Raw genomic sequence first — 24,568 nt, 5'->3', positions numbered from 1 at the left:
ACGCGCCCACTGCCGGAACCACGCCGCCAGTCCCGGTTGCCGGGCCAGATGCGCGACCGCCTTGCGCGAGGCGCCCGTGCCGCCCAGGGCCTCGTCCGCCCGTACTGCGAAGCCCTGGTCCGGCATGCGGCGGCCGAGTTCGATGGACGCGATCGTGTGGCGGGAGAGCAGGACCTTTTCGCCGAGTTCCTCGCGGCTCATGCCGTGGAACTCCCGCAGGGCCTGGACGAACGCCCCGAACGTCCTGAGGCTGTCCGATGTCTCGGGTTCGCCGGCCCCCTTCGGCCAGCCGGGGGCGGCCGCGCCGGCCGCTCCCCTCGCCGTCTCCCCGGGGCCCCTCTCCCCGGGAGCCTCCTCGTACGCCTCGGCCATGTCCCGCCCACCTCCGCACATCCGCCCCGCGTTCGCCCTGTACAACGCCGCGACGTGGCCGGGGGGTTACGCGTACCGTCGATCACCCGTTCGCGTACGCGCGCGCCGCGTACGCGAAGTTGGCCGGGGCGAGCGGCCCGTGGCCCGCTCGCCCCGGCCTCGGCGGTCCGCGCTTACCGCCGTGACTTGACGGGACATCATTCGAAGGCCGCTGGTACCGGCCTATCCTGCTTGCGGGTCGGTCGCGCGGGATCGGGGGATCTATGGACCGGATGGGCCGCTGGGCAACCGCGGTACTCGTGTCACTGCTGGTGTTCGTGGGCTGCGTCGCACTGCTGATGGGTGTCCGCTTCCCGTGGACGCCTGACGCCGAGAGCGACCGGTGGCTGGTCGCGCTCACGGTCGCCACGTTCGTCGGCACCGGAGTCGGTGGTGCGCTGGCCTGGTGGGCCGGGCGCGAGGACGCGGTGGAGTCGGGCGGCGGCGCCACGGTGAACCCCCCACCGGCCGGGGGCAGAAGCGTCAGCCAGCGGGCGAGAGCGGGCCGCGGCGGCACGAACATCATGGCCGGCCGGGACGTGCGCATCCGTCGCCACGGCGAGCAGCCCGATGGGCGGCCCGGCCATGAGTGGGAGTGAGAAGCCGCCGCGACGGCAGGTGTCCCAGCGGGCGAACGTCAGGTCGCAGGGCCGGAACATCATGGCCGGCCGGGACGTGCGCACCACGGAGATCAACAACTACCTGGGCCCGAACAGCGGCCCGGGCCGGGGCGTCGGCCGGAAAGGGCTGGCGCTGTTCTTCGCCGGCGTACTCGTCCTGGGCGCGGTCGGTTTCCAGGTGCTGCGGTGGGAGGGCGGCCGGCACACCGCGGACACCGCGGACACCGCCCGGACCCGGCCCACCGCGCCGGCATCCGCGTACAGCCCGGACGGCCCGAACAGCGCGGACAGTTCGACCGCGCCCGCGGGCGGCGCGACGACACCGGCGGGCCGTGTGACGACGACGCCGGCAGCCAGTGCGGGACCGCCGTTCGTCGCCCGGTCGTCGTTCCCCGGCAGTGCGCTCGATCCGATCGCGGCCGGCTCGCAATGGGCGTTCGTCCTTGATCACCCGCTCACGCCGAGCCAACTCGCCGGCCTGGAGCGACTGGACGGTCTTGACGGGCAGGCGGTGTGGGACTATCTGCGCCCCCTCGGGGCGCGGATCGCGTCGGACAACTGGGCGACCGGGCCGCGGATGACCTTCAAGATGCTGTTCCTGAGCGATCGCAGCACGAGCCTGAGCATCCAGAGCATGCGGCCGGTGCACATCGCCTGCACGCAGAGCACCGCGGTGACGGTGGTCGACTTCGCCAGCGAGGGCGACGACGCGGTTCCGACCGTCGCCTTCTCCCTGCTCAAGCCGGACGTACCGCTCGCCGAGGTGAACAGCGCGGGCGAACCGACCGGCCCCTATTTCAGCGGTCACCAGATCGATCTCGGTGCCGGCATCACCCCAGGCGCCCTCGACGTCCAGGCGACCGGTGCGCCCGGCAAGTCCTGCTCGTGGCGATTCAGGGTCGGCTTCGCCACGGCATCGAGCCAGTCCACCCAGCTGGTCGACGACGGGGGCGAACCGTTCACCATCGAGGCCGCCCCGCTCCATCCGGCACAGCACATCCAGTACGGACTCGACACCACCGGCCGCAAACGCTGGGCGGACTGCGCCACGGCCGCCGACTGCAACTGAACCGCACCTGAGCCGCACCTGAACCGCCGGACCGCGCGCCGGCGTGCCCCCGAGGGAGTGACGGTTCCCCACAGGCGGCGCGAATCCGTAGTGCACAGGGCTTGAGCGCGCACAGTATCGTGCGTAATGACAGACCGTCACATCAAGGGATGCCGGGAGGTGGCACATCGTGGCCGGTGCGTGGGAAGCCGATCCTTCGGCGTTATTCGTCAAGCGGCTGGGGAAGTCGGCGGCGGAACTGGGCAACTCGGAGAACGAGGAGAAGTGCCCGGACATCTGGCAGCTCGACAACGGCGACATCGCGATCATCGGCAGCGACCTCACCGCCCACTACGGCTCGCGCCTGCCGCGCGGCGTGTCTCTCGGCTCCGACGAGCGCCTGGTCGTGATCCCCGGCAACATGCTCAGCGCGGCCAAGGCGGACATCCCCGATGCTTGATCTCCGGATCCCCCCACTCCCTGCCCACCTGGGCGAGCCGTTGGACGACGACGCCTATGTCGCCGACTTCCGGGCCCGCCGCAAGGCCATCCGCGACGGCGACTCCTGGAAGCTGGAGCGCCTGCAGCACTTCGAGGAGGAGGGTAGTCCCAGGCGGGACGCCCTGCGCCGGGGCGATTGGCAGCAGGCGCTGCGGCTGATCGAGGCCGGGCGTGAGGACGCGCGCAAGGCCGCCGAGGACGACAGGCGGCACGGCTCCCCGTTCCACCGCCTTCGCGTGGTGGAGGAGCCGCTCACCCCCTATGTGCAGTGGGAGTTGCACTGGCTGCACATGCGCGCGCAGGCCGGTCACCCCACCCGCGTGCTGCCCGCGAAGGATGTCGCTGCCGCCGAGGCCGACCGGCTGCTGCCGGAGATCGTCGTCCTGGACGACCGGACCCTGTACGAGATCCTCTACACCGCAGCAGGAGCCTACGAGAGCACACGGCGCTTCACCGATCCGGAGATCGTGGGCCCATGGGCGGCGTACGTGCGCAAGGTGTACGCGACGGCGGAGGACATCGGGACGTACTTCGAGCGGGCGGTGGCCCCTCTGCCCCCGCCCCCAGCGGCCTGAGCGGCGGAGTGGAGCATCGGTATGCCCGCGGACGACCGCAGCGCCCCTCGGGATTCCCGGAACGATGTGTCCGGGACGTCGCGCGACGTCGTGCAGGCCGGGAACGTCTCGGGCGACATCCACTTCCACCAGGCGGCACCGCGGGGCGGGAGCGACCCCAGGCCGCGGCAGCTTCCCGCCGATGTGCATGCCTTCGTCAACCGTACGGAGGAGCTGGGCCGGCTCAACGCCGTCCTGGCCGGGCGGGAGGGCGGGCAGGTCGTGGTGTCCGTCCACGTGGTGGCGGGGACGGCGGGCGCGGGGAAGACGTCGCTGATCCTGCACTGGGCGCACCAGGTCAAGGACCGCTTCCCCGACGGGCAGCTCTTCGTGAATCTCCGGGGCTACGACCCGGGGGAGCCCGTCACGGCCGAGCAGGCGTTGCGTCGCTTCCTGCGTGCGCTGGGTGTGGCCCCGGGCGAGGTGCCGCAGGACATGGACGACGCGGCGGCCCTCTACCGCTCGATCCTCGCCGACCGCCGGATGCTCATCGTGCTCGACAACGCCGCCACAGCCGGGCAGGTGCGCCCACTGCTGCCCGGCAGCGGGGGCAGCCTCGTCGTGGTCACGAGCCGGAACCGCCTGGCCGGCCTCGCGGTACGCGACGGCGCTCGCCGGCTCACCCTCGGCACGCTGCCCGAGCCGGAGGCGGTCGCTTTACTGCGTGCGGTCACCCGGGAGTACCGGCCCGAGGACGACGAGGAGAGTCTTGCCCAGCTCGCGGGGCTGTGCGCCCGCCTTCCGCTCGCCTTGCGCATAGCGGCGGAGCGTGCCGCCAGTCACCCGCACCTGAGTCTGGACGACCTCATTGCCGAGCTGCGCGACGAGTCGGTGCTGTGGGATGCGCTGAGCACCGGCAGCGACGAGGACGCGGAGGCCGTCCGTACGGTCCTCACCTGGTCCTACCGGGCCCTGGCCGGCCCCGCGGCCAGGCTCTTCAGGCTGCTCGGCCTCCACCCGGCCCCCGAGTTCGGCCTGCACGCGGCCGCCGCTCTCGCCGATCTCACCCTCGGCAGGACCAGACAGTTGCTGGACGACCTCGTCGGCGCCCACCTGCTGGAACAGACCGCCCCCGACCGCTTCCAGTTCCACGACCTGCTCCGCGCCTACGCCACCCAGCAGGCACATGCCGAAGAAGGCGTACAGCAGCGGCAGGACGCCCTGCACAGGCTTCTGGAGTGGTACCTGCACACCGCGACGCGGCTCAGGGGCGGATGAAGCCCGCGGAGGCCCGCCTTCACCTGGCACCGTCCGCGACATCCGTTCCGCCCATGGCCTTCGCCGACTACGACGCGGCGGTCGACTGGTCTGAGCGGGAACACACGACACTCCTCCGGCTGGTGCCGGTCGCGGCCTCCGCGCGGTTCGACACACCGGCCTGGCAACTGGCCGAGGTGCTGTGGCACATCCGTTCCCCCTCAACGCCCGTCACCGACTGGACGGATACCGGACGGGCCGGCCTGGCGGCCGCCGAACGGGCACACGAACCCGCTGCCCGGATCCGGCTGCTCAGCAACCTCGGCATGGCCTGCCGGCAACGCCGCCGCCTGGACGAGGCCCTGGAATGGCACCGGCAGGCTCTTGAGCTCGCCCGCGCGACAGCCGATGCGTTCGAAGAGGCACGCTCACTCAACCTGATGGGCCTCGTCGACCTCGAGAGCCGGCGCTTCGACGAGGCCGGCGATCGCTTCGAGCGGGCGGCGGCCCTCTTCCGGGACCTGGGAGAACCGCGCCGGGTGGCCATGGGCCTGTCCAACGTGGCGAGCACCCGCCTCGACGCCGGCAGGCCGGCCGAGGCCGAGACGGCCGCCCGGCAGGCGCTCGCCGCCCACCGCGCCCTGGACAACCAGGCGAGTGTGGGCAACGCGCTGTACATCATCGCCGAAGCCGGCCGTGAGCAAGGCCGATTCGCAGCGGCGCGGCACGCGGTCGACGAAGCCCTCGACATCGCCCTCGCGCTGCGGAACCGCACCTTGGAGGGCTTCTGGCTGCTCACCCTCGGCGACGTCCAGAGGGACTCCGGGGAGTACGGCGATGCCCTGGCCTCGTACCAGCGTTCCGCGATGCTGCACCGGCGCTTGGGGGACCGCAGCCGTGAGGCGCTGGCGTGGCGCGGCACGGGGCTGACGTACGCCGCCACGGGCCGTGCGCAGGACGCTGCCGCTTTCCACCGGCAGGCCGTCGCCGCGCACCGCGAGCTCGGGGACGCCTGGCAGCTCGCGGTGGAGCTGGACCACCTGGCGGCCTGCGTACAGGGCACGGACCCCGAGGCGGCCCGCGTCCACCGGGCCGAGGCCCTGACGTATCTGGCCCGGTACACCGACCCCAGGGCCGAGGCCCTCCGCTCCCGCATCGAGGCGCGGCCTGCCGGGCGGGGGTGAGCGCGCCGGATCACGCGCCATGCCCGGCGGGGTCCGTGTCCCCCCGGCCCCCGGGTTCCTCCGTAGGCGGCGTCCGGGCCCCGGTTTCCCGGCCCGGCCCGGTGCGCGCCGGGCCGGGGAACCGGGGTCAGGAGGTCGTGTCCGGGGCCGCGCGGTGCGCGGCGATCAGGTTCCGGAACCAGCGGTAGCTGTCCTTGGGGGTGCGGGTCAGGGTGTCGTAGTCGACGCGGACTATGCCGAAGCGCTGGTCGTAGCCGCGGGCCCACTCGAAGTTGTCCAGCAGCGACCAGACGAAGTAGCCCCGGACGTCCACGCCCCGCGCGAGCGCGTCGGTGACCGCGCGCATGTGCGCGTCCAGGTAGGAGACGCGCTCCTGGTCGTGCACGCGGCCGTCGGCGGCGACCTCGTCGGCCTCCGCGGAACCGTTCTCGGTGATCCAGACCGGGGGCAGGTCCGGGTAACGGGTGTGCAGGCCGACCAGGAGCTCGGTGAAGGCCGCGGGCACCACGGGCCAGCCCATGGTGGTGTGCCGGGTGCCGTACGGGTCGATCTCCGTGACGCCGATGTCCACCGCGGTCCGCTGCTCCGGGTCGGCGGCGCGGTGCGGGGCTGCCTTCACGGTGATCGGCCGGTAGAAGTTGATCCCGACGAAGTCCAGCGGCTCGGAGATCAGTTCCAGGTCGCCCGGCCGCCGCCAGGGGCCGTCGGCCTGGCCCGACCAGGTCTCGTGCTCGTGCGCCGGGTAGCGGCCGGACAGCAGCGGCTCGGTCCAGACGTCGTTGTGGAGCGTCTCGGCGCGCAGCAGCGCGGCCTGGTCCTCCGCGCTCGGGGAAGCGGCGTGGATGCGGTCCAGGTTGAGGGTGATCCCGACCTCCCGGCTGCCCGCGGCCCGCAGTGCCCGCACCGCCAGGCCGTGGCCGACGAGCAGGTGGTGCGCGGCGGCGAGCGCCCCGCGCCCTTCGCGCGCGCCGGGGGCGTGGCGCCCCTCCGCGTAGCCGACGAAGGCGCTGCAGTACGGCTCGTTGAGGGTGATCCAGCGCTCGACGCGGTCCCCGAAGCGCTCGGCGGCCAGAGCCGCGTAGTCGGCGAACGCCTCGGCGGTGGAGCGCACCCGCCAGCCGCCCCGGTCCTCCAGCGCCTGCGGGAGGTCCCAGTGGTACAAGGTCACGGCGGGCGCGATGCCGGCGGCCAGCAACTCGTCGAGGAGCCGGTCGTAGAAGTCCAGGCCCTCGGGATTGACCGGACCCGTGCCCTGGGGCAGCAGCCGCGACCAGGAGAACGAGAAGCGGTAGCTGTCGACGCCCAGGTCGCGCAGCAGCGCGATGTCCTCCGGGTAGCGGTGGTAGTGGTCGCACGCGGTGTCACCCGTGGCACCGCCCAGCGTCCTGCCCGGGGTGTGGCTGAAGGTGTCCCAGATCGAGGGTCCGCGGCCGCCCTCGTCGTGGGCGCCCTCGATCTGGTAGGCGGCCGTGGCGGTGCCGAAGCGGAACCCGGCGGGGAACCGGGGACCGTCGTATGCGGGGCCGGTCGCGGGACCGGGCGCCGCCGTCGTGGCGGCGGCGGGCACGGCTTCGGGCCGGTCGTCGTTGTGGTGCACGGAAGGGCTCCGATCAATCGCGTCGTCGGTTGTACGGGACCGCGTGCGCCCACCGTCTTCGCCGGACGCTCCGCCGAGCGGGACGACGCCGGGGTTCCCCTGACCCGTGCCGGGTCCTCCCCGCCTCACGGGAACACTACGCCCCGCCCCACCCGGCAACCGGACCCGAGGCCGGAGCCGGGCGGCCGGATCCTGAGGGCCGGGGCGGGTGCGGCAGGGGATGCACGCCCGGACGCGGCGAGTCAGCATGGAAGAAGAGGAAGAAAAGCCACGAAAAGCGAAGAAACGGGATCCGAGTGGAGGCTCCCATGGCTGACAACGAGACATTCGTCCGTGATCTCTTCCGGGCGTGGAACAACCGGGACTACGACTCCATCGCCGGTTCCGTCGCTCCGGACTGCACCCTCGTCGAGGAGGGCAGCGGAAGGAAACTGCAGGGTCCCGAGGGCTTCACCAAGCTCGCGAAGGCCATGTTCGACGCGATGCCCGACGGGCAGTTCACCCTGGACCGCCTGACGTCCCAGGGGGACACGATTGTCGTCGAGTACACCGGCCGCGGGACGCAGACCGGGGACCTGGTCCTGCACGCGGGCACCGTGCCCGCCACGGGGCGCAACGTCACGGTGCACGCCTGCGACATCTACGAGGTGAAGAACGGCAAGATCCAGGAGGGCCGGGCCTATCTGGACACCGGTGCCATCATGAGCCAGCTCGGTCTGACCGAGAAGATGCGGGGCTGACCAGCACAGGCCGCGAGCGCGGGCCCGCCGTGGCGCGGTCCCGCGGCCGCGTCCCCGTCCGCGTCCCTATCCGCGCCCGCCCGCGCCCGCGCCCTCACGTACCCGCGCCCCCGGTTGTCCCTGAGGCCGTCCCCGAGGCCGTCCCCCGCCCGGCCTTCCCGCCCTACGAGACGGGAAAGTCGAAGTAGGTGTCCGGGTACGGCTCGTCGACGAGTGAGTAGTGCCACCACTCGCACTCGTACGAGGTGAAGCCGGCGGCCTCCATGACGGAGCGCAGGTGCCGGCGGTTCGCCGTCTCCTCGTGCGTGATCCCTTCCGCTCCGTGATGGGAGACCGGATCCATCAGATCGTGGTCGCCGCCCATGGGGGCGAGCTCGCCGGTGGCCAGGCGGTAGAGCGTCAGGTCGACGGTGCCGCCGCGGCTGTGCCCGGACCTCGCGGCCACGTATCCCCGCCGGAACATCTCGGCCCTGTCGATGTTCGGGTAGTGCCGTCGTTTGGTCCGGCCGTCCTCCGGCTGCCGCGACCAGCGCAGGAAGCAGTCGACGGCGCGCTGCGGACGGTAGCCGTCCCACAGGAGCAGGCCGAAACCCAAGCGCGCGGCCCGCTCCCGCGCCTCCGCCAGGGCCGCGCACAGCGCCCTCGTACCGGCGACGCGGTTGACCAGGTAGCCGTCCACGGGCTTGCCGGTGAAGTTGTCCCACGTGGCGTACTTGGCGTCCCAGCGTATGCCGGGGACCAGTTCGTCCACGAAGGCGAAGTCGCCGTTCACCGCGCGTCCCCGCCCAGCGCCAGCGTCAGCAGCCGGTCGAGCACGCCGGAGAGCGGCAGCCCGGCGGCCGCCATCATCCGCGGGTAGCGGCTGTACGAGGTCAGGCCGGGCAGCGTGTTGACCTCGTTGAGGACGACGTCCCCCTCGTCCGTGAGGAACATGTCCACCCTGGCCAGTCCGCCGCACCCCAGGGCGCGGTACACGGCCTTCGCCGTCTCCTGGACGAGCGCCCGCGTGTGCGCCGGGATGTCGGCCGGGACGATCGGGGTGGAGTTCTCCGAACCGCTCTCGGGCGCGCTCTCCTGGTGGATCCGGAAGAAGCCGTGGGACAGGGCGATGCGGTCGACCTCGCCCACGACCGGATCCGGGCCGTTCCCGAGGACGGCGCACCCGACCTCGCTGCCGGCGACGGCCGCCTCCACCAGCACCTTCGTGTCGTACCGGCGCGCTGCTTCCACCGCGCCGCGCAACTCGTCCGGCCCGGTCACCTTGGTGACGCCGAACGACGAGCCGGAACGGGCCGGCTTCACGAAGACGGGATAGGTGAGCCCGCCGGGATCGACCTTGTCGTCCGCCGCGACCGTCCGGAAGTCCGGGGTGGCGATTCCCGCGCTCCGGGCGACGGTGTAGGTGAGGGACTTGTCCATGCACAGGGCGGAACTCTGGACGTCGCAGCCCGCGTAGGGGATGCCGGACAGGTCCAGCAGGCCCTGCACCGCGCCGTCCTCGCCGAGCCTGCCGTGCAGGACGGGCAGCACGGCGTCCAGCCGGATCGTCCCGTACCGCCCCTGCTCCAGCACGAGCAGTCCGTGGACGCCGCTGTCCGGTGACAGCACCACGGAACGGCAGTTCCCCTTCTCCCACTCCGGGCCGGGGCCGTCGCAGAGTTTCCAGGCGCCGCTCCTCGTGATCCCGATCCAGTACGGCTCGTACGTGTCCGTGTCGAGGTTCCTCGCGACTTCCACGGCGGACTTGACGGAGACGGGGTGCTCCTCGGAGCGGCCCCCGAACAGAACGCCGATCTTCGGCTTACTCATGCTGCTTCCTGCTTTCGAATTCCAGGCAATTGGTGAGACAGTTCTCGACGGTGTCGCGCAGCGCGTGGTCCGTGTAATAGGCGGTGTGCGGGCTGATCAGCACGTTCGGCAGCCGGTGCAGCCGGTGCAGTCGCCGCAGCGCGGTGCCGTGTATCGGCTCGTTCCTGCGGTCGGCGTAGAAAACGCCCTCTTCTCCTTCGAGGACGTCCAGTGCCGCGCCGCCCAGCCGGCCGTTTTCCAGTGCCGTGACGAGGGCCTCGGTGTCGACGAGCGGACCGCGTCCGGTGTTGACGAGGAATGCGCCGGGTTTCATCCGCCCGATACGCCGGCCGTCGAGGAGGTGGTGGGTTCGCGCGGTCAGCGGCGTGTGGAGCGTCACCACGTCACTGCGTTCCAGCAGTTCGTCGAGGGGAACGTAGTCGGCGCCGTCGGCGCCGGCCGCCGGGCGATTGTCGTGGGCCAGGATCCGGCAGCCGAAACCCCGCAGTCTGCCGATGACCGCCGCGCCGATGCGCCCTGTTCCGACCACCCCGACGGTCAGGTCGCGCAGTTCCCTGCCGCGCACCTCGTGCAGCCGGTAGTCGTGCACGTCCGTCCGGCGGATCATGGACGTCGCGTGCCGCACCGCCATCAGCATCAGCATCAGGGTGTAATCGGCGACGCTGTCGGGCGAATAGGCGATGTTCTCCACGGTGATGCCGATGCTCCCGGCGTACTCCACGTCGATGTGGTTGTATCCGACGCTCCTCGTGCAGACGTATTCGACGCCCGCCCGCCGCAGCGCCCGCAGGACGGAATCCGTGACGCCGGTTTTGTGGCCGACGCTCACGCAGCGGTTTCCCGCCGCCAATACGGCGGTGGCCTCGGACGCCGCCGCCTCTGTGAGGGTGGGCACGATGCCGAAACGCGGCGCCATGTCCCGGAACAGGACGGCCTCGTCCTGCCCGCAGCCGTAAACGGTGATTCCGGTGATTCCGGTGATTCCGGTCGCGGGGACGGCCGGGACGGGGGAAGGCGTCGGCGATCGATTCATGCCCCACAGTGAAGGCGGCACGCTGTTTCAGGGGCGTATGCCGTTCCCGATACACCGGCGATACATCAGGGGCCCGGCACCGGGCACTTGACACCGGGCACTTGACACCGGGCACCCGGCGCCCGGCGGCACACCCGGACACCCGGAGCCGCCGGTTGGGACGGATATCGCCGGCGTATCGAAAAGCGCATACGCACCGGCAACAGCACCCCGCCTTGAATGGCGGCATGAACACCAGCGAACTCATCGGCCGCCGCGCCGCGGCACCGGCATGATCCCGCTCCGCCTCCGCGACATCGCCGCCGTCACCGGCGGGAGGGTCGAGGGCGACGACGCCGTGACGGTGACCGCGCCCGCCGTGATCGACGGCCGCAACGCCGAGCCGGGCGGCCTCTTCGCCGCCTTCGCGGGCGAGCGCGCCGACGGCCACGACTACGCCGCCCAGGCCGGGCGGGCGGGCGCGGTCGCCGTGCTCGGCTCCCGGCCCACTCCGCTGCCCACCGTCGTCGTCCAGGACACCCGGGCCGCGCTGCAGGCGCTGGCCGCCCACGTCGTGGCCCGGCTGCGCGGCGGCCTGACCGTCGTCGGCGTCACCGGCTCCCAGGGCAAGACCGGCACGAAGGACCTGCTGGCGGCCGTCCTGTCGAGCGCCGCGCCGACCGTCGCCACCGCCGGCTCGCTCAACAACGAGATCGGCGTGCCGCTCACCATGCTGCGGGCCGGCCCGGACACCAGGTACCTCGTCCTGGAGATGGGGGCCCGCCACGTCGGCGACATCCGCGCGCTCACCGCCCTGGCCGCGCCCGACATCGGCGTCGTCCTCAACGTCGGCAAAGCCCATATCGGCGAGTTCGGCTCGCGCGCGGCCATCGCCAGGGCCAAGGGCGAAATGGTACGGGGGCTGGCACCCGGCGGCGCCGCCGTTCTCAACACCGACGATCCCCGGGTGGCCGCGATGCGCCCGCTCACCGGCGGCCCGGTGCTGACCTTCGGCCGGGCGGGGCACGCCGACGTGGCGGTGCGCGACCTGGCCCTGGACCGGTTCGGCCGGCCCTCCTTCACGCTGGCCGCCGCGGCGGCCTCGGCCCCCGTCGTTCTGCCGGTCGTGGGCGCCCACCAGGCGCTCAACGCCTCGGCCGCGGCGGCCGCGGGGCTGGCGGCAGGCGTGCCCCTCGACGCCGCCGCCGCGGCACTGGCCACCGCCTCCCTGTCGAAGTGGCGCATGGAGGTGCGCGCGCTCGCGTGCGGCGCGACGCTGCTGAACGACTCCTACAACGCCAACCCCGACTCCACCCGCGCCGCCCTCGACGCGCTGGCGGCGATCGAGGGCGGGCGCCGTATCGCCGTACTGGGCGAGATGCGCGAGCTCGGCGAGGGCAGCGAGGCCGAGCACCGGGCCGTCGGGGCGTACGCCGCCTCCCGGGCCGACGTGGTGGCCGCGGTCGGCGAGGCGGCCCGGCCGATCGCCGAGGGTGCGGGGGAGCGGGCGGTACGGCTGGCCGGGAACGACGCGGCCGTCGACTGGCTGCGCGGCCTGATCGCCCCCGGCGACGTGGTGCTGGTCAAGGCCTCCCGTGGCGCCCGGCTTGACGAGATCGCCGCCGCGCTCACGTAGGCTCACCGCCCGCGCCGCCGCCTCATGTACATGTCGAAGGCCCGGTAGACCACCGGACGCAGCGGCAGGTCCCACTCGCCGACGTATCTGACCGCCTGGCCGCCGGTGCCGACCTTGAACCGGATCAGCCCGACGTGCGGGTCGCCGGCGTCGAGGGTGGGCGTGATGCCGCGCAGGTCGTAGACGTCGCAGCCGGCCGCCAGCGAGTCGCGGATCATCGCCCACTGGCAGGCGTTGGAGCCGCGGACCTCGCGCTTGTCGGTGGAGGAGGCGCCGTACACGTACCACGCGTGGGCGCCGACGCGGACCAGGACTGCGGCGGCGACCAGGTCGCCGCGGTGGCGGGCCAGGTAGAGCCTGATCCGCTCGGGATCCTCGGCGCGCATCGCCTCGAACATGGTCGTGAAGTAGCGCAGCGGCCGGGGGGTGAAGCGGTCGCGCCCGGCGGTGTGGACGTAGAGGTCGTGGAACGCCTCGATGTCGTCACCGACCGTGACCTCGACGCCCTCCCCGGCCGCCTTCTTGATGTTGCGGCGCCACTGCTGGTTCATTCCCGCGAGCAGGTCGTCCTCGGTCCTGCCGGCGAGGGGTACCTCGTACTTGAAGTGCGGCTGCCCGGGCCCGAAGCCGTCCTCGGGGCTGCGCGGCAGCCAGCCGGCGTCCTTGAGCAGGGCGGTCACGCGGGCGCCGGCCGGGTCGGTCCGCCGCTCGGGCAGGTCGGTGAGCCGCCTGACGCCGGGGTCGGCCAGGCCCTGCTTGACCTGGGCGGCGCTCCAGGTGTCCGTGCGCACCGGCGGGCAGAGCCGGATCGCGAACGCGCCGCGCGCCTTGAGGTAGGCCGCGAGCGGGTCGAGCAGCGCGCCGATCTCCCCGGTCCAGTCGATCACCGGCCCCTCGGGCAGGTAGGCCAGCGTGAAGCGGCCGAGCCGCGGTACCGGGCGGTGCAGGACGAGCGCGGCGCCGACCAGGCGCCGGCCCTCGAACCAGCCCAGGGACTCCCCGCGCCACTCGGTCTTGACGCGGCCCCACGCCGGGGTCTGCAGGAAGCCGACCGACCGCTGCGCCCGCACGAAGGCCAGGTGGTCGGCGGCGCTGATCGGCCCGACGGTCACGTTCTCGTAGGTCACGCCCCCAGCCAAGGCGAGCCGGTGTTGCCGGGGCGTATGCGGTTTTCGATACACCGGCGATACGGGCGCGGGTTACGGGGGGCGATACGGGCGGCGGTACGGGCGCGGCGGTACGGGGGACCGCACGCCGCCCGCCGGGCCCGCCGTGCACCGAGGCGCGGACGGACGATACGCCGACGATATGTGCCCACTCCTACCATCGACGGCATGCGTGTGCTGATAGTCGAGGACGAGCCGTACATGGCGGAGGCCATCCGCGACGGCCTGCGTCTTGAGGCCATCGCGGCCGACATCGCCGGTGACGGCGACACCGCGCTGGAGATGCTGGCCGTCAACGCCTACGACATCGCCGTCCTCGACCGCGACGTCCCCGGGCCCTCAGGGGACGAGATCGCCCGGCACATCGTCGCCTCGGGCAGCGGGACGCCGATCCTCATGCTCACCGCGGCCGACCGCCTCGACGACAAGGTCACCGGCTTCGAGCTGGGCGCCGACGACTACCTCACGAAGCCCTTCGAGCTCCAGGAACTCACGCTGCGGCTCAGGGCACTGGACCGCAGGCGCGCCCACAACCGGCCTCCCGTGCGGGAGATCGCGGGCCTGCGGCTGGACCCGTTCCGGCGTGAGGTCTACCGCGGCGGCCGCTACGTGGCGCTCACCAGGAAGCAGTTCGCCGTGCTGGAAGTCCTCGTCGGCGCCGAGGGCGGTGTGGTCGGCGCCGAGGAACTCCTGGAACGCGCGTGGGACGCGAACGCCGACCCGTTCACCAACGCCGTGCGCATCACGGTCTCCGCACTGCGCAAGCGGCTCGGCGAACCGTGGGTCATCGCCACCGTGCCGGGCGTCGGCTACCGCATAGCCGCGGGCCCGCACGACGGAAGCGAGGGACACGACCGTGGATAGGGCGCCCGGCCTGAGCGTTCGGCTCAAGCTCACCCTCAGCTACGCCGGCTTCCTCATGCTCGCCGGTGTCGTGCTGCTCGCCGCCACGTGGGAGGCGCTCCTGCACAACGCCCATATCGGCGTGGTCGTGATCGTGCGCAGCCGTACCGACATCGTGCGCGACTTCGGCCCCGACACGGTCCGGGCGCTGGCGTTCCTCCTGGTGTTCGGCCTCGTGGGCGGATGGTTCCTGGCCGGCCGCATGCTCGCCCCCCTCACCCGCATCACGGACGCCACACGCACGGCCGCGACCGGATCGCTCTCCCACCGGATCCGGCTGCCGGGCCGCAGCGACGAGTTCCGTGAACTCGCCGACGCCTTCGACACGATGCTCGCGCGGCTGGAGGCGCACGACGCCGAGCAGCGCAGGTTCGCGGCCAACGCCTCGCACGAGCTGCGCACCCCGCTCGCGATCTCGCAGGCCCTCCTCGACGTGGCCAGGGGCGACCCGGACCGCGACAACGGCGAACTCGTCGACCGCCTGCGCGCGGTCAACACCCGGGCGATCGACCTCACCGAGGCCCTCCTCGTGCTCAGCCGCGCCGAGCAGGGGGCCTTCACCCGGGAACCCGTCGACCTGTCCCTGCTCGCCGACGAGGCCACCGAGACGCTGCTCCCGCTCGCCGAGAAACGCGGCGTCACCCTCGACACCTCGGGCGACATCGCCCCGGCGCACGGGTCGCAGCCGCTCCTGCTGCAGATGACGGCGAACCTCGTGCACAACGCCATCGTGCACAACCTGCCGGAGCGGGGCACGGTGTGGGTGCGGACCACCGTCCGCCCCAGGAGCGCGGTGCTCACCGTGGAGAACACCGGTGAGAGGCTGCCGCCCGAGCGGGTTTCGACACTCACCGAACCGTTCCGGCGCGGGAGCGAGCGCATCCACGCCGACCACGCGGGGGTCGGCCTGGGCCTGGCGATCGTCAGGACCATCACCCAGGCACACGGCGGAACGCTCACCCTCACCGCGCGCCCCGCCGGCGGCCTCCGCGTCACGGTGGAACTGCCCGCACAGCCGCAGCGGTAGCCGCAGCCGTGCCCCCGGCCGTGCCGGCGGCCCGCGGCGGCTCAGCGGCGCGTGAGGTAGGCGTGCATGGCCCGGTGCAGCGCCTTGTTGACCGTGCCCTGCAGCGGCAGCTCCCACTCGCCGACGGTCTCCGCCGCCTCACCGCCCGTACCCAGCTTCCACCGCAGCAGGCCGTGGGCCCGGGACGACGGGTCCAGGTCGTCGGGGATCCCGCGCATGTCGTAGACGGCCGCGCCCGCCGTCTGGGCGTCGCACAGCATCCGCCACTGCACGGCGTTGCTGGGGCGCACCTCGCGGCGGTGGTCGGCGGACGCGCCGGTCTGGTACCAGACCCGCTGCCCGTCCGGCGCCGTGATCATGGTGTGCGCGGCCAGCAGTTCGCCCTCGTACCGCGCGGTGTACAGCCGCATGGCGCCGGGGCGTTCGCCGTTCAGGGCCGCGTACTGCCGCTGGTAGTACTCCAGGCCGCGGCCGAGGTCGAAGCCGTCGCGGCGCTCGGTGATCCGCAGCAGCTCGTGGAACGCCGGCAGCGCCGCCGGGCCCTCCACGCCGGTCCGCACCCCGCACCGGGCGGCCTTCTTCACGTTGCGCCGCCACTCCTGATTGAGCCCGGTCCACAGGTCGTCCAGGCCGCGCCCGGCCAGCGGGACCTCGAACACCAGCCGCGGCTGCGCGTCGCCGCCCTGGCCGTCCTCCCCGCAGCGGCGCCAGCCGGCCTCCCGCAGCCGGTCGCAGACGGCCGCGCCGAGCGGCTCCACCAGGTCCGGCAGGACGTCGCCGATCCGCCGCCCCGGCCCCGCCGCGTCCTTCAGCGTGCGCGCCGACCAGCGCCGGTACGCCAGCGGCGGCCCCATCCGCACCGCGAACGCGCCCGTACCGCGCAGGTGGTCGAGCAGCGGCTCCAGCCGGTCCGCCAGCCGCGGGTCCGCCCAGTCCAGGCAGGGGCCCTCCGGCAGGTACGCGAACGAGCGCCGTACGCCGGGCAGGTGGCGGTACAGCACCAGGGCGGTCCCCACCAGGCGCCGGCCGGCGTCGAACCAGCCCAGGTGCTCCGCCTCCCAGCTCCGCTTCACCCGCCCCCAGGCCGGGGCCTGCAGGAAGCTCACCGGGCAGACGCGGGCGGTGCGCTGGAAGGCCGCGTGCGCCTCGGCCGGGATCCGCAGCAGGTGCGTCGAGGAGTCGGCCGGCGGCGCCGCCGGTCCTGGGCCGCGCCGGCCGGAAGGCCGGTGGGTGGTCATCGTCAAGGCGTCGCCTCCGCGCTGCCGGGCGGCCCGGGGCGGTCCGCTCACCTGTGTCACGCCTGTGCCGCCCGCGAGGTGACAGAGAGGTTCGCGACAGGCCCCGCGGCTTTCCCCCGGCCCGCACGGCACGGCAGACTTGCGCGTCCGCGCACCGGCGCGGAACGGGCGGGTGCCCTCGCGGCGCACGCCGGGACGCCCCGGCCGGGCACGGGCGGCAGGGGAGGGCGTCGGGGTGGGTACGGCACTGAGATCCCGGGGATCGGGGACCCGGGGACGGCGGGCGCACGCCCGGCCGCCCTCGCTGCGGCGCAGCGGCGGCCTGATGGTGGCCGGTTCGCTGGTGTCGAGGGCCACGGGGTTCGCCCGGCTGTCGGTGGTCACCGCGGCGGTGGGCACCGCCGCCGGGGGTGACGCCTTCGCCGTGGCCAACACCGTGCCCAACATCATCTACACGCTGATGATCGGTGGCGCCCTGCAGTCGGTGTTCGTGCCCGAACTCGTCCGGGCCGCCAAGGAGCACGCCGACGGCGGCAGGGCCTACACCGACCGGCTGCTCACCTTGTGCGCGGTCGCACTGCTCGGCGTCACCGTCCTCGCGGTCCTGGCCGCGCCCCTGCTGGTGAGCGCCTACGCCCCCGACTTCGGCGGCGAGCAGCGCGCGCTGACCGTCGCGCTCGCCCGCTACTGCCTGCCGCAGATCCTCTTCTACGGCCTGTTCACGCTCCTCGGCCAGGTGCTCGGCGCCCGGGAGCGGTTCGGCGCCGCGATGTGGGCACCGGTGCTCAACAACCTCGTCGTCATCGCGGTCTTCGGCGGATATCTGGCCGGCGCGCGCGGCGGGATCTCGCACCACGAAGCGCTGCTGCTCGGCTGGGGCAGCACCGCCGGGATCGCGGTGCAGGTCCTGGGCCTGCTGCCGGCCCTGCGCGCCGCGGGCTTCAGATGGCGGCCCCGGTTCGACTGGCGGGGCCGGGGGCTCACCGCGCCGCTGCGTGCGGGGGCGTGGACCCTCGCCCTGGTCCTGGTCAACCAGCTCGCCTACTGGCTGGTCACCCGGCTCGCCACGTCCGCCGGCCAGCGGGCGCCGGCCACCGGCCACCACGCGGGCGTGGGCTACGCCGCCTACAGCAACGCGTACAGCCTGTGGGTGGTGCCGCAGGGCATCGTCACGGTCTCGGTGGTCACCGCCATGCTGCCGCGGATGAGCCGGGCCGCCGCCGCCGGCGATCACGCGGGCGTAGGGGACGACCTCTCGCGGGGGCTGCGGGTGTCGGGTTCGGCGGTGGTGCCGGCCGTCCTGGCCTTCCTCTCGCTCGGCCCCCAGATCACCGGGGTGGTCTTCCAGCACGGCGCGACCGGGAACGCCGACGCCGACGCCATCGCGCTCATGCTGGCCGCCTTCGCCCTCGGCCTGCCCGCGTTCGCCGCCCAGTACCTGCTGGCCCGCGGCTTCTACGCCATGTCCGACACCCGCACGCCGTTCTTCCTCAACGTGGTCATCGCCGGCGTCAACGCCTCGCTCGCCGCGATCGCCTACGCGACGCTCCCGGCGCGGTGGGCGGTCACGGGGATGGCCGCGGGGTACGCGGTGGCGTGCACGGTGGGGCTGGCCTGCACGACCGCGCTGCTGCGCCGCAGGCTGGCCTGGCGGCCCCGGGTCCTCGGCCACCACCTGCGGCTGGTCGCGGCGTTCGCCCCGGGCGCCGCGGCGGCGGCCGTCGTCGCGCACGTGTCGACGCAGCGGCTGGGCACGTCCGCCACCGGCGACCTGACCGGTCTCCTCCTCGGCGCGACGGCGCTCGTCCTGCCCGCGTTCCCGCTCGCCCGGGTCCTGCGCCTGCCCTTGCGTCCCTGACGGCGCCGGACGCGAGCACGGGGGCGGCGGACGGGCGTACGCGGGCGCCGGACGGGCGGGCGGGCGGCGTGCGGTGCGGTGGGGCGGCGTGCGGTGCGGTGCGAGAAATGTTGTCCGGCGGTGTCACCTGCGCGCCCTCCCGGGCGTGGAACCCTCCAGGAGGGACACAGCACATGACCGCACACCCGCCGGGCGGCCCCGCCGCCGCACGCGCCGCCGACTTCGACGAGTTCTACGCGGCGACGGCCAAACGCATGGTCGCCGTCGTGTACGCCGTCACCGGCGACCTGGGCGAGGCCGAGGACGCCGTCCAGGAGGCGTACGCCAGGGCCTGGCAGCGCTGGGCCGTGCTCACCGAGGAGGGCGACCCGACTCCCTGGGTGCGTACGGTCGCGCTGCGGCTGGCCGTCAGCACCTGGCGCAAGGCCCGCAACCGCATGCGCGCCCACTTCCGGCACGGCCCGCCGCCGGACGCACCGGCCCTCGCCCCGGACCGGGTCGCCCTGGTCGACGCGCTGCGCGCCCTCCGCGACGACCAGCGGACGGCCGTCGTCATGCACCACCTCCTGGACCTGCCGGTCGAGGAGATCGCCCGGGAGACGGGAGTGTCCAGCGCGGCCGTACGCACCAGGCTCAGCCGCGGCCGCAAGGCACTCGGCGCCCGGCTGCGGGACACCGAGGACGCGGCGGGCGCGGGGGGCGCCGGGAGTGCCGGGGGCGCCGGGACCGCCGGCGGAAACGCCGGTGCCGCTGGTGTCACTGGTTCCGCCGAAGCCGCCGAAGCCGCCGAAGTTGTCGAAGCAGCCGCGGCCCCGTACGGCCCGGGTGGCGCGTGCGGCCGATCCGCACACGGGCCCCCGGGCGCGTACCCCGGCACGTACCCGGACACCGGCCGGGCGGGCCCGCGCGCGGCCGCCCTCCACCACCCTGCCCGCCCCATGCGGCCCCCCACCGAGGAGGTTCCCTTCCATGGCTGACACGTTCGGCCCGACGAAACCGGCCGGACCGGACCCGATCGACGAGCGGCTGCGGCAACTGGTCCACGACACGGAGCCGCTGGTCACCCTGGACGGACCGGCCGCGGTCCGCCGCCGCGGCGAGCGGCGCAGGGCCCGCCGGCGCACCGGCGCCGTCTGCCTGACCGCGGCACTCGCCCTCGGCCTCGGCTCGTGGCAGCTCCTGCCGCGCCTCGGCGGCGACGGCCCGGCGACGCTCCCCGCCGGAACCGTCTCCGCCCCGCCCCCCGCCGCAACACTCGCCGAGCGGCTGCGGCGCGAACTGCTCCCGCCGACCGACCTGCCGCTCTACCCCGCCAACCGCTGGAGGGCCGTCCCCCGGCCCGAGGCCGCCGCCAAGTTCCCCGAGCCGTGCCCGGTCGACGCGGCGGGGCGCCGGGCCGTGGCCCGGGCCGACCAGGTCTACACCACCCCCGAGCGCCTCGTGGCCCACTACCACCTGTACGCCATGGCCTCGGCGCCGGACGCCGCGGACGTGCGCGACCAGTTGGACATGGTGCTCACCCACAAGTGCGGGTGGGGCAAGGAGGTCGGCTCCACCCCCCTCGCGGGGGATCCCGGCCGCCTGGACGGCTCCGCGTACTACGGCCCGTCCGGCACGGTCTGGCTGGAGCGCGAGGGCACCTTCATCGCGTTCCTCGAAGTCACCAGCTCCCTACCCGGCGGGGGCAAGGCCGCGTACTCCGAGGCGGGGACGCCGGGGAAGATGCCGCGGGCCTGCATCGAGAGCTCCCTCGACCGGCTGGCCGTCGGCAGTTCCCTCGACCGTCTCGCGTCGGGCGTCCCTTCGTCCGGCCCGGGAGCCACCGGGGGCGGTTCACCGACCGCGCCGACGGCCTCGACCGCGCAGGGAAGCCCCTCGTGGGCCGCCGGCTCCGGCACGGGCCCGGGCGCGGACACCGGCGCCGCGACCGGCACGTCGCAGGACCTGCCCGCCGGCACGGCACTGCCCGGGGCGTCGGGGGCGCACACCTGCTGACACCTCCAACGCCCGCCCCCACCACGGGCGCCCGCCCCCGCCCCCGGCACCCGTACGTCAACAGCCTTACGGCAGCGGCATCCGGGTGTGGTTGGAGGGCAGCAGCGAGTCCCGGTCCGGGGCGCCCCGCCGATGCGCCCCGGGGTCCGCGTACTTCGCCATCCTGCGCCGCCGCGACATCATGTCCAGCAGCCGGCTGCCCTTCCTGGAAAGCCAGACCCGCATGATTCCCGCCATCCCCCCGCTGCTTCCGGAATCCAACGCACCCCGTACACGCAGTGTGCGCCCGGGCGAGCGGTGCCACACCGGATCTGAGCGAAACGTGAGGTCGGCGGACGGGGTGCGCAGGCGGCAGGCGCGTTACCGCGGCCGGCGGCATGGCCGGGCCGCGCGCAGGCGTACGCGCACAAGGCGACGCCTTGGCCGTACCGCAGGAGTTCTACGCGGCCGAAGCGGCCTGCATCGCCGCCGGAGGTACTGGGACACCATCCCGGCACCCGGCTCGACAGGACCCCTGCGTCGGCCGAATCCGCCGATGCGAAGCCACTATCGGCGAATCCGTCCGCCTCGCGTCTGGGAGCGCCTCCCAGGCGGAGCTCTGGGGGAGCACCGGACGCCGCTCGCTGATCCGGCCCGCATCTTCAGTGCGCTCCTAGCGGTTGCGTTCGTCGCTTGCGAAGAAGAAGCCGAACGCAGCGCTGGCTAAGGCCACGATGGGGGTGAACATCAGGCTCACCTTCTGGTAATCGTCGCCCGTGAAGTGGAGCCAGTGGCCGGCGATGAGAGCGGCCGTCGGCACGCCGGACAGGCCGGCGACGACCCAGAGGAGACCGACGGCGAGCGTGCGGCGGGTCTCACTCATGTGGAGCTCTTTCGTCCTGATCCAGTCGGCACCGGTGGACGCGGGAGGGTCGTGCTCGGTGAACTCGTCGTCCTGCGCGGGCGCGGGCGTCGAGATGATGATGCCGTCGCCCGGCGGGTCGCCGCCCGGCTGAAACGGGTCCGTGCCGTCCTCGCTCATAGGCCCCTCCCTGTTGTGCCCGGAAGCCGTGGACATCGGTTCCGGTGCCGGAATGCCGACTCACCGCGCCGGCCGCGGTGGCCGTTTTCTCGGTGGACTCGTCCACAGGCGGTGGGGTACCGGTTTCAAGGAGTACGCCGGTCCTCCGTGAACGAGAGCCGTGCCGCGCCCGGTCCGTGACCGTCGGCGCCGCGGGCCCTACCTACGCCACGCACATCCCTGTGGCCCGCCGATGCAGGGCGCGAGGAGCAGGGGGTCCCCCAGCACGTAGGCCGCACCGGTCGCGGGGAGTTCGTCCTCGCGGCGCAACTCGATGCCGGTGTCGGGGATGTCGTCGGTGTCGTGACGGCCGATGATGCCTTCGCCGGTCGAGGGATCGTCGGGCCCGGTGCCGCGGACTTGCGCCATGGACTCGTTGTGCCATTCCAGGCCCGGCGAGACGTAATGGCGCCGGGCCTGGCAGCAGAGCTGGACGACGCCCTTGAGCAGCGTCGACTCCCCTTGCACCGAGGTCTGGTTCTCCATGGGTCGTGTCCCCTCTGCGGGTCGCTCGTGCGAGCGAAGGGATGGCGGCTGGGCCTCAAGACCCCCAGGCTATGCCTGTGGGGAAGAATATCACACTCAGTGATGATCTTTTGTGCATCTGATCCACCTGTGATGTGGATACAGTACGCATCGTGTGCTCACGCGAGCCACAATCCATGTGTGTTCTTACTTGACAACAACCCTTCCCAACCCACACACTGAGGGACAAGCGATCTGCTGAAGTGGCTGGCGGGAGGCGAAATGGGTGCTCGTTGGGTCATGTCCTGTCCGTGCCTGCCCGAACACTCGGCATCGCGTCGCCTACTCTCGTTGCTACGTTCACGACGAGGCGTACTCCCGCGGGAGTAGCCCTCGTCGTTCATTCGTGCGATGTCGCGCAAAGCGCGGGCACAGCGACGCTTGACGTGCGAGTCGGTCCAGAGGGGGAACCGAGAGCACGGCCGCGTCAATCCCGGGCGGTGTTGGCCCCCGGGGGACGGAAGTGGCTGCACATGCCCGTCTTCTCGCGACGTCTTCACAAAGGGGAGCATTGCCATGCCAAAGGACTCCACCGCGCCGGCGTCGGTCGTCGACACGCAGCAAGTCAGCAGGCTGAGCGTGAACATCAACCAGGACACGGCCGAGAAGATCCGCGTGTACCGGAAGCGTCGGGGGGTGTCCATCACCGAGACAATCCGCCGCGCCGTCGCCATACTCGCGCTACTGGACGAGGAGACGGCCAAGGACAGCGAAGTCCTCATCAAGTCCAAGGACGGTAAGAACATCAGGCAGCTCTGGATGGTGTGAGGAGCGCGAGGTCCCAGCTCCCCGGAACCCTGCCCGCAGGGTGATTCCCCGCTCGATAGGGGCAGAATGCATGCCCGGTGCACTGCGGAACCCGGTGAGTCGCGGGATCGGCGGACTGCGAACACCCGCTGTCGCCACCCCCTTGGCGGAGATCCTTCGAGCAAGCCATCACGGCACCTCCGAAGGCGATCTTTTCCGTGCTGGGCGAACGGTTCTTCCTTCTTGTGCGCTGACTTCCGCAAGCCCCCGCTCCCGGGAGACGGATCGGCCGCGCCACGTCCGTCACAAGGCCCGAGGCCCGGCGCGTGCACCGAATTGACACACCGTGCACTCCGTCGGGCGGTTCCCTGCTCGGTAAGGCCGGTATCGTGCCGGGCGTCGCACCTCGTGCCAAGTCCGCGCCGCCTGGGTGGTTTCGGGGCGCACCCCCGCCACCCAGGCGGCTTTCACGGGACCACGCTCTTTCGTTCCGGTAATCCTACGGGCTGGTCACCCATCTCCGCCCCGGGACGATTTCTGTTCGCGAAGCAGTGTTCCCAGCTCTCACTCTTGCTTCACAGGCGACCGATGTGACGGCGAACGCGTAGACGAATTCGGACGACAGCATCAGTGGCCCGCCGTCCGCCTGTCCGAACCGGGCTCATGCCGCCGGACGGCCGACAGCGGTTTCCGGTGCGTCGTGGAGGAGGCCCGTCCGCGGACAGGGGGCGCGATGGAGCTCGGGAACCACAGCGGCGGCGCAGCCTGACAGACTGCGCCGCCGTTCGGGTGCCGGTGGCGGTGCCGGTGACGGCACCGGTGGCGGTGGCGGTGACGGTGGCGGCACCGTTCCCGGCAGGTGGGAACCGGTTCAGTCCGCCAGGCGGTTGAGGGCCGCCGCGGCGATGCCCGCAATGTAAGAGGGGTCGTCGCTGGGCCGGCCGGAGAGTTCGACGATGCCGAACCTGTGGCCACCGCGGATGACGGCGACACCGCCGGCGGCCTTGCCGTCGCCGTTGAAGGCCGGGTACCACGTGCCCTCGCCGGCCTGAGTGGTGAAGGCGTGGCCGGCGCCGTAGTACCAGTGGCCGGCCGGCTCGTCCTGGCAGCCGCGCACCAGCCCACCCAGCCGCTTCTCGTACGAGACCGCCGCCGCGTCGGTCGAACCGTCCGCGGCGGATTCGGTCAGCAGTGCGCCCTTGGTGTCGAAGGTCCAGGTCACGTCGGCATAGGCGGCGGCCTTCGCCGCGGTCAGCGCCCGCATGGTCTCCTCGCCGGTGCACGCCGACAGGGCCTGCTTCCCGGTCAGGTCCACCGTCGCGCCGACCGGGGCCAGGCCCTGCTGGAAGAAGTCCTCGCTCTGGACCAGGCTGCCGGAGCCCAGGCCGGGCGCGGCCACCGCGGCGGCGCGCACGGCCGCCGGCCGGCTCGCCGTGTGCGGGTCCGCGCTCGCGGCGGCCGAGCGCGCGCCCGCGCCGACCGCGATCAGCGCGGCCCCGACGCACGCCGCCACCGCGGCGGTACGGCCATGGCGCGAGAGCTTCCCGCCTGCTGCTGCGTTGTCGAACATCTCATCCCCCTGTGTGGTCTGTGGTTGTGCGGTCACGACGGCGACGCGCGCCGTACATCCGGGGAGATGCCGCGACCACGGCGGAAGTTGGACGGCGATCGGCCGCGGGG

23 protein-coding genes and 2 pseudogenes are annotated in these 24,568 nt (G+C 73.0%); 14 read left to right on the top strand and 11 right to left on the bottom strand.

All coding sequences use genetic code 11. The annotated features are described in order from the left end of the window. The coding region (locus K7G61_RS30435; protein ID WP_225850274.1) for a helix-turn-helix transcriptional regulator at positions 1-372 on the bottom strand (372 nt) is incomplete at its 3' end. 272 nt (positions 373-644) lie between these two features. Here K7G61_RS30435 and K7G61_RS30430 point away from each other — a divergent pair. The 6 genes from K7G61_RS30430 to K7G61_RS37095 all read left to right on the top strand — a co-directional run bounded on the left by K7G61_RS30430 (position 645) and on the right by K7G61_RS37095 (position 5,575). Beyond that, complete coding sequence (locus K7G61_RS30430; RefSeq protein WP_225850273.1) at positions 645-1,010, top strand: hypothetical protein; 366 nt, start codon at positions 645-647, stop codon at positions 1,008-1,010. Continuing rightward, positions 997-2,100, top strand: a complete 1,104-nt coding sequence (locus K7G61_RS30425; RefSeq protein ID WP_225850272.1) for a hypothetical protein — start codon at positions 997-999, stop codon at positions 2,098-2,100. Before K7G61_RS30430 ends, K7G61_RS30425 begins: the two co-directional genes overlap by 14 nt. A gap of 169 nt (positions 2,101-2,269) precedes the next feature. Next, positions 2,270-2,539, top strand: coding sequence for a hypothetical protein (locus tag K7G61_RS30420; RefSeq protein ID WP_225850271.1), 270 nt, complete (start codon positions 2,270-2,272; stop codon positions 2,537-2,539). Continuing rightward, on the top strand, positions 2,532-3,155 hold the full coding sequence (locus K7G61_RS30415; RefSeq protein WP_225850270.1) for a DUF6879 family protein: 624 nt from the start codon (positions 2,532-2,534) through the stop codon (positions 3,153-3,155). The genes K7G61_RS30420 and K7G61_RS30415 overlap by 8 nt, the downstream gene beginning before the upstream one ends. 21 nt (positions 3,156-3,176) lie before the next feature. Further along, on the top strand, positions 3,177-4,412 hold the full coding sequence (locus K7G61_RS37100; protein ID WP_308190748.1) for an NB-ARC domain-containing protein: 1,236 nt from the start codon (positions 3,177-3,179) through the stop codon (positions 4,410-4,412). A gap of 53 nt (positions 4,413-4,465) precedes the next feature. Beyond that, positions 4,466-5,575, top strand: a complete 1,110-nt coding sequence (locus tag K7G61_RS37095) for a tetratricopeptide repeat protein (RefSeq protein ID WP_308190745.1) — start codon at positions 4,466-4,468, stop codon at positions 5,573-5,575. Positions 5,576-5,702: 127 nt separating this feature from the next. On the opposite strand, the gene K7G61_RS30405 is transcribed toward K7G61_RS37095, so the two are convergent. Continuing rightward, entirely contained in the window at positions 5,703-7,142 is a 1,440-nt protein-coding gene (locus K7G61_RS30405; RefSeq protein ID WP_225850277.1) for a GH1 family beta-glucosidase, read from the bottom strand. A 338-nt stretch (positions 7,143-7,480) separates the two neighbouring features. Here K7G61_RS30405 and K7G61_RS30400 point away from each other — a divergent pair, with 338 nt between their 5' ends. Beyond that, positions 7,481-7,912: an ester cyclase gene (locus K7G61_RS30400; protein WP_225850269.1), complete on the top strand. Its 432-nt coding sequence runs from the start codon at positions 7,481-7,483 to the stop codon at positions 7,910-7,912. 163 nt (positions 7,913-8,075) lie between these two features. Here K7G61_RS30400 and vanX read toward each other — a convergent pair whose 3' ends face one another. Genes vanX through K7G61_RS30385 form a run of 3 tightly spaced genes read right to left on the bottom strand, consistent with a single transcriptional unit; the run spans position 8,076 to position 10,754 of the window. After that, positions 8,076-8,684: a D-Ala-D-Ala dipeptidase VanX gene (gene vanX, locus K7G61_RS30395; protein WP_225850268.1), complete on the bottom strand. Its 609-nt coding sequence runs from the start codon at positions 8,682-8,684 to the stop codon at positions 8,076-8,078. Beyond that, positions 8,681-9,721: a D-alanine--(R)-lactate ligase gene (gene vanA / locus K7G61_RS30390; protein ID WP_225850267.1), complete on the bottom strand. Its 1,041-nt coding sequence runs from the start codon at positions 9,719-9,721 to the stop codon at positions 8,681-8,683. Before vanA ends, vanX begins: the two co-directional genes overlap by 4 nt. Further along, positions 9,714-10,754, bottom strand: coding sequence for an NAD(P)-dependent oxidoreductase (locus K7G61_RS30385; protein WP_308190744.1), 1,041 nt, complete (start codon positions 10,752-10,754; stop codon positions 9,714-9,716). Before K7G61_RS30385 ends, vanA begins: the two co-directional genes overlap by 8 nt. A gap of 271 nt (positions 10,755-11,025) precedes the next feature. Here K7G61_RS30385 and murF point away from each other — a divergent pair, with 271 nt between their 5' ends. Then, positions 11,026-12,369 carry a UDP-N-acetylmuramoyl-tripeptide--D-alanyl-D-alanine ligase gene (gene murF, locus K7G61_RS30380; protein WP_225850266.1) on the top strand — a complete coding sequence of 448 codons (1,344 nt, stop codon included), beginning with the start codon at positions 11,026-11,028 and terminating at the stop codon, positions 12,367-12,369. Between the two features lie 2 nt (positions 12,370-12,371). Here the strand turns inward: murF and K7G61_RS30375 are convergent, their stop codons facing one another. Further along, on the bottom strand, positions 12,372-13,496 hold the full coding sequence (locus tag K7G61_RS30375) for a peptidoglycan bridge formation glycyltransferase FemA/FemB family protein (protein WP_225850265.1): 1,125 nt from the start codon (positions 13,494-13,496) through the stop codon (positions 12,372-12,374). Between the two features lie 207 nt (positions 13,497-13,703). On the opposite strand from K7G61_RS30375, the gene K7G61_RS30370 reads away from it, so the two are divergent. Together K7G61_RS30370 and K7G61_RS30365 are read left to right on the top strand one after the other, a co-directional pair. Then, complete coding sequence (locus tag K7G61_RS30370) at positions 13,704-14,399, top strand: response regulator transcription factor (protein WP_225850264.1); 696 nt, start codon at positions 13,704-13,706, stop codon at positions 14,397-14,399. A gap of 184 nt (positions 14,400-14,583) precedes the next feature. Further along, positions 14,584-15,465, top strand: a pseudogene (locus K7G61_RS30365) (sensor histidine kinase); the annotation flags it as partial. 41 nt (positions 15,466-15,506) lie between these two features. Here K7G61_RS30365 and K7G61_RS30360 read toward each other — a convergent pair. Continuing rightward, positions 15,507-16,703 carry a peptidoglycan bridge formation glycyltransferase FemA/FemB family protein gene (locus tag K7G61_RS30360; RefSeq protein WP_225850275.1) on the bottom strand — a complete coding sequence of 399 codons (1,197 nt, stop codon included), beginning with the start codon at positions 16,701-16,703 and terminating at the stop codon, positions 15,507-15,509. Positions 16,704-17,028: 325 nt separating this feature from the next. Between K7G61_RS30360 and murJ the strand changes: the two genes are divergently transcribed. From murJ to K7G61_RS30345, 3 genes and pseudogenes are all read left to right on the top strand, one after another. After that, positions 17,029-18,561: a murein biosynthesis integral membrane protein MurJ gene (murJ, locus tag K7G61_RS30355; protein WP_374204294.1), complete on the top strand. Its 1,533-nt coding sequence runs from the start codon at positions 17,029-17,031 to the stop codon at positions 18,559-18,561. Between the two features lie 173 nt (positions 18,562-18,734). Beyond that, positions 18,735-19,253, top strand: a pseudogene (locus K7G61_RS30350) (SigE family RNA polymerase sigma factor); the annotation flags it as partial. Positions 19,254-19,530: 277 nt separating this feature from the next. Beyond that, a complete protein-coding gene (locus K7G61_RS30345; protein ID WP_225850261.1) occupies positions 19,531-20,556 on the top strand; it encodes a hypothetical protein in 1,026 nt (341 codons plus the stop codon). Positions 20,557-20,622: 66 nt separating this feature from the next. Here the strand turns inward: K7G61_RS30345 and K7G61_RS30340 are convergent, their stop codons facing one another. From K7G61_RS30340 to K7G61_RS30330, 3 genes are all read right to left on the bottom strand, one after another. Further along, complete coding sequence (locus tag K7G61_RS30340; RefSeq protein ID WP_225850260.1) at positions 20,623-20,781, bottom strand: hypothetical protein; 159 nt, start codon at positions 20,779-20,781, stop codon at positions 20,623-20,625. A 427-nt stretch (positions 20,782-21,208) separates the two neighbouring features. Continuing rightward, positions 21,209-21,577: a hypothetical protein gene (locus tag K7G61_RS30335; protein WP_225850259.1), complete on the bottom strand. Its 369-nt coding sequence runs from the start codon at positions 21,575-21,577 to the stop codon at positions 21,209-21,211. 198 nt (positions 21,578-21,775) lie between these two features. Continuing rightward, on the bottom strand, positions 21,776-22,102 hold the full coding sequence (locus tag K7G61_RS30330; protein ID WP_225850258.1) for a hypothetical protein: 327 nt from the start codon (positions 22,100-22,102) through the stop codon (positions 21,776-21,778). A 555-nt stretch (positions 22,103-22,657) separates the two neighbouring features. Between K7G61_RS30330 and K7G61_RS30325 the strand changes: the two genes are divergently transcribed. Then, positions 22,658-22,909, top strand: coding sequence for a ribbon-helix-helix protein, CopG family (locus K7G61_RS30325; RefSeq protein ID WP_225850257.1), 252 nt, complete (start codon positions 22,658-22,660; stop codon positions 22,907-22,909). An 850-nt stretch (positions 22,910-23,759) separates the two neighbouring features. Here K7G61_RS30325 and K7G61_RS30320 read toward each other — a convergent pair. Next, a complete protein-coding gene (locus K7G61_RS30320) occupies positions 23,760-24,458 on the bottom strand; it encodes a hypothetical protein (protein ID WP_225850256.1) in 699 nt (232 codons plus the stop codon). Positions 24,459-24,568 lie beyond the last annotated feature (110 nt).

Origin of the sequence: Streptomyces sp. HPF1205 (assembly GCF_020400825.1) — a bacterium.
Lineage (GTDB): Bacteria > Actinomycetota > Actinomycetes > Streptomycetales > Streptomycetaceae > Actinacidiphila.
Note: the sequence above shows the minus strand (reverse complement) of the source record. Positions and strands in the feature narration are given on the sequence as shown.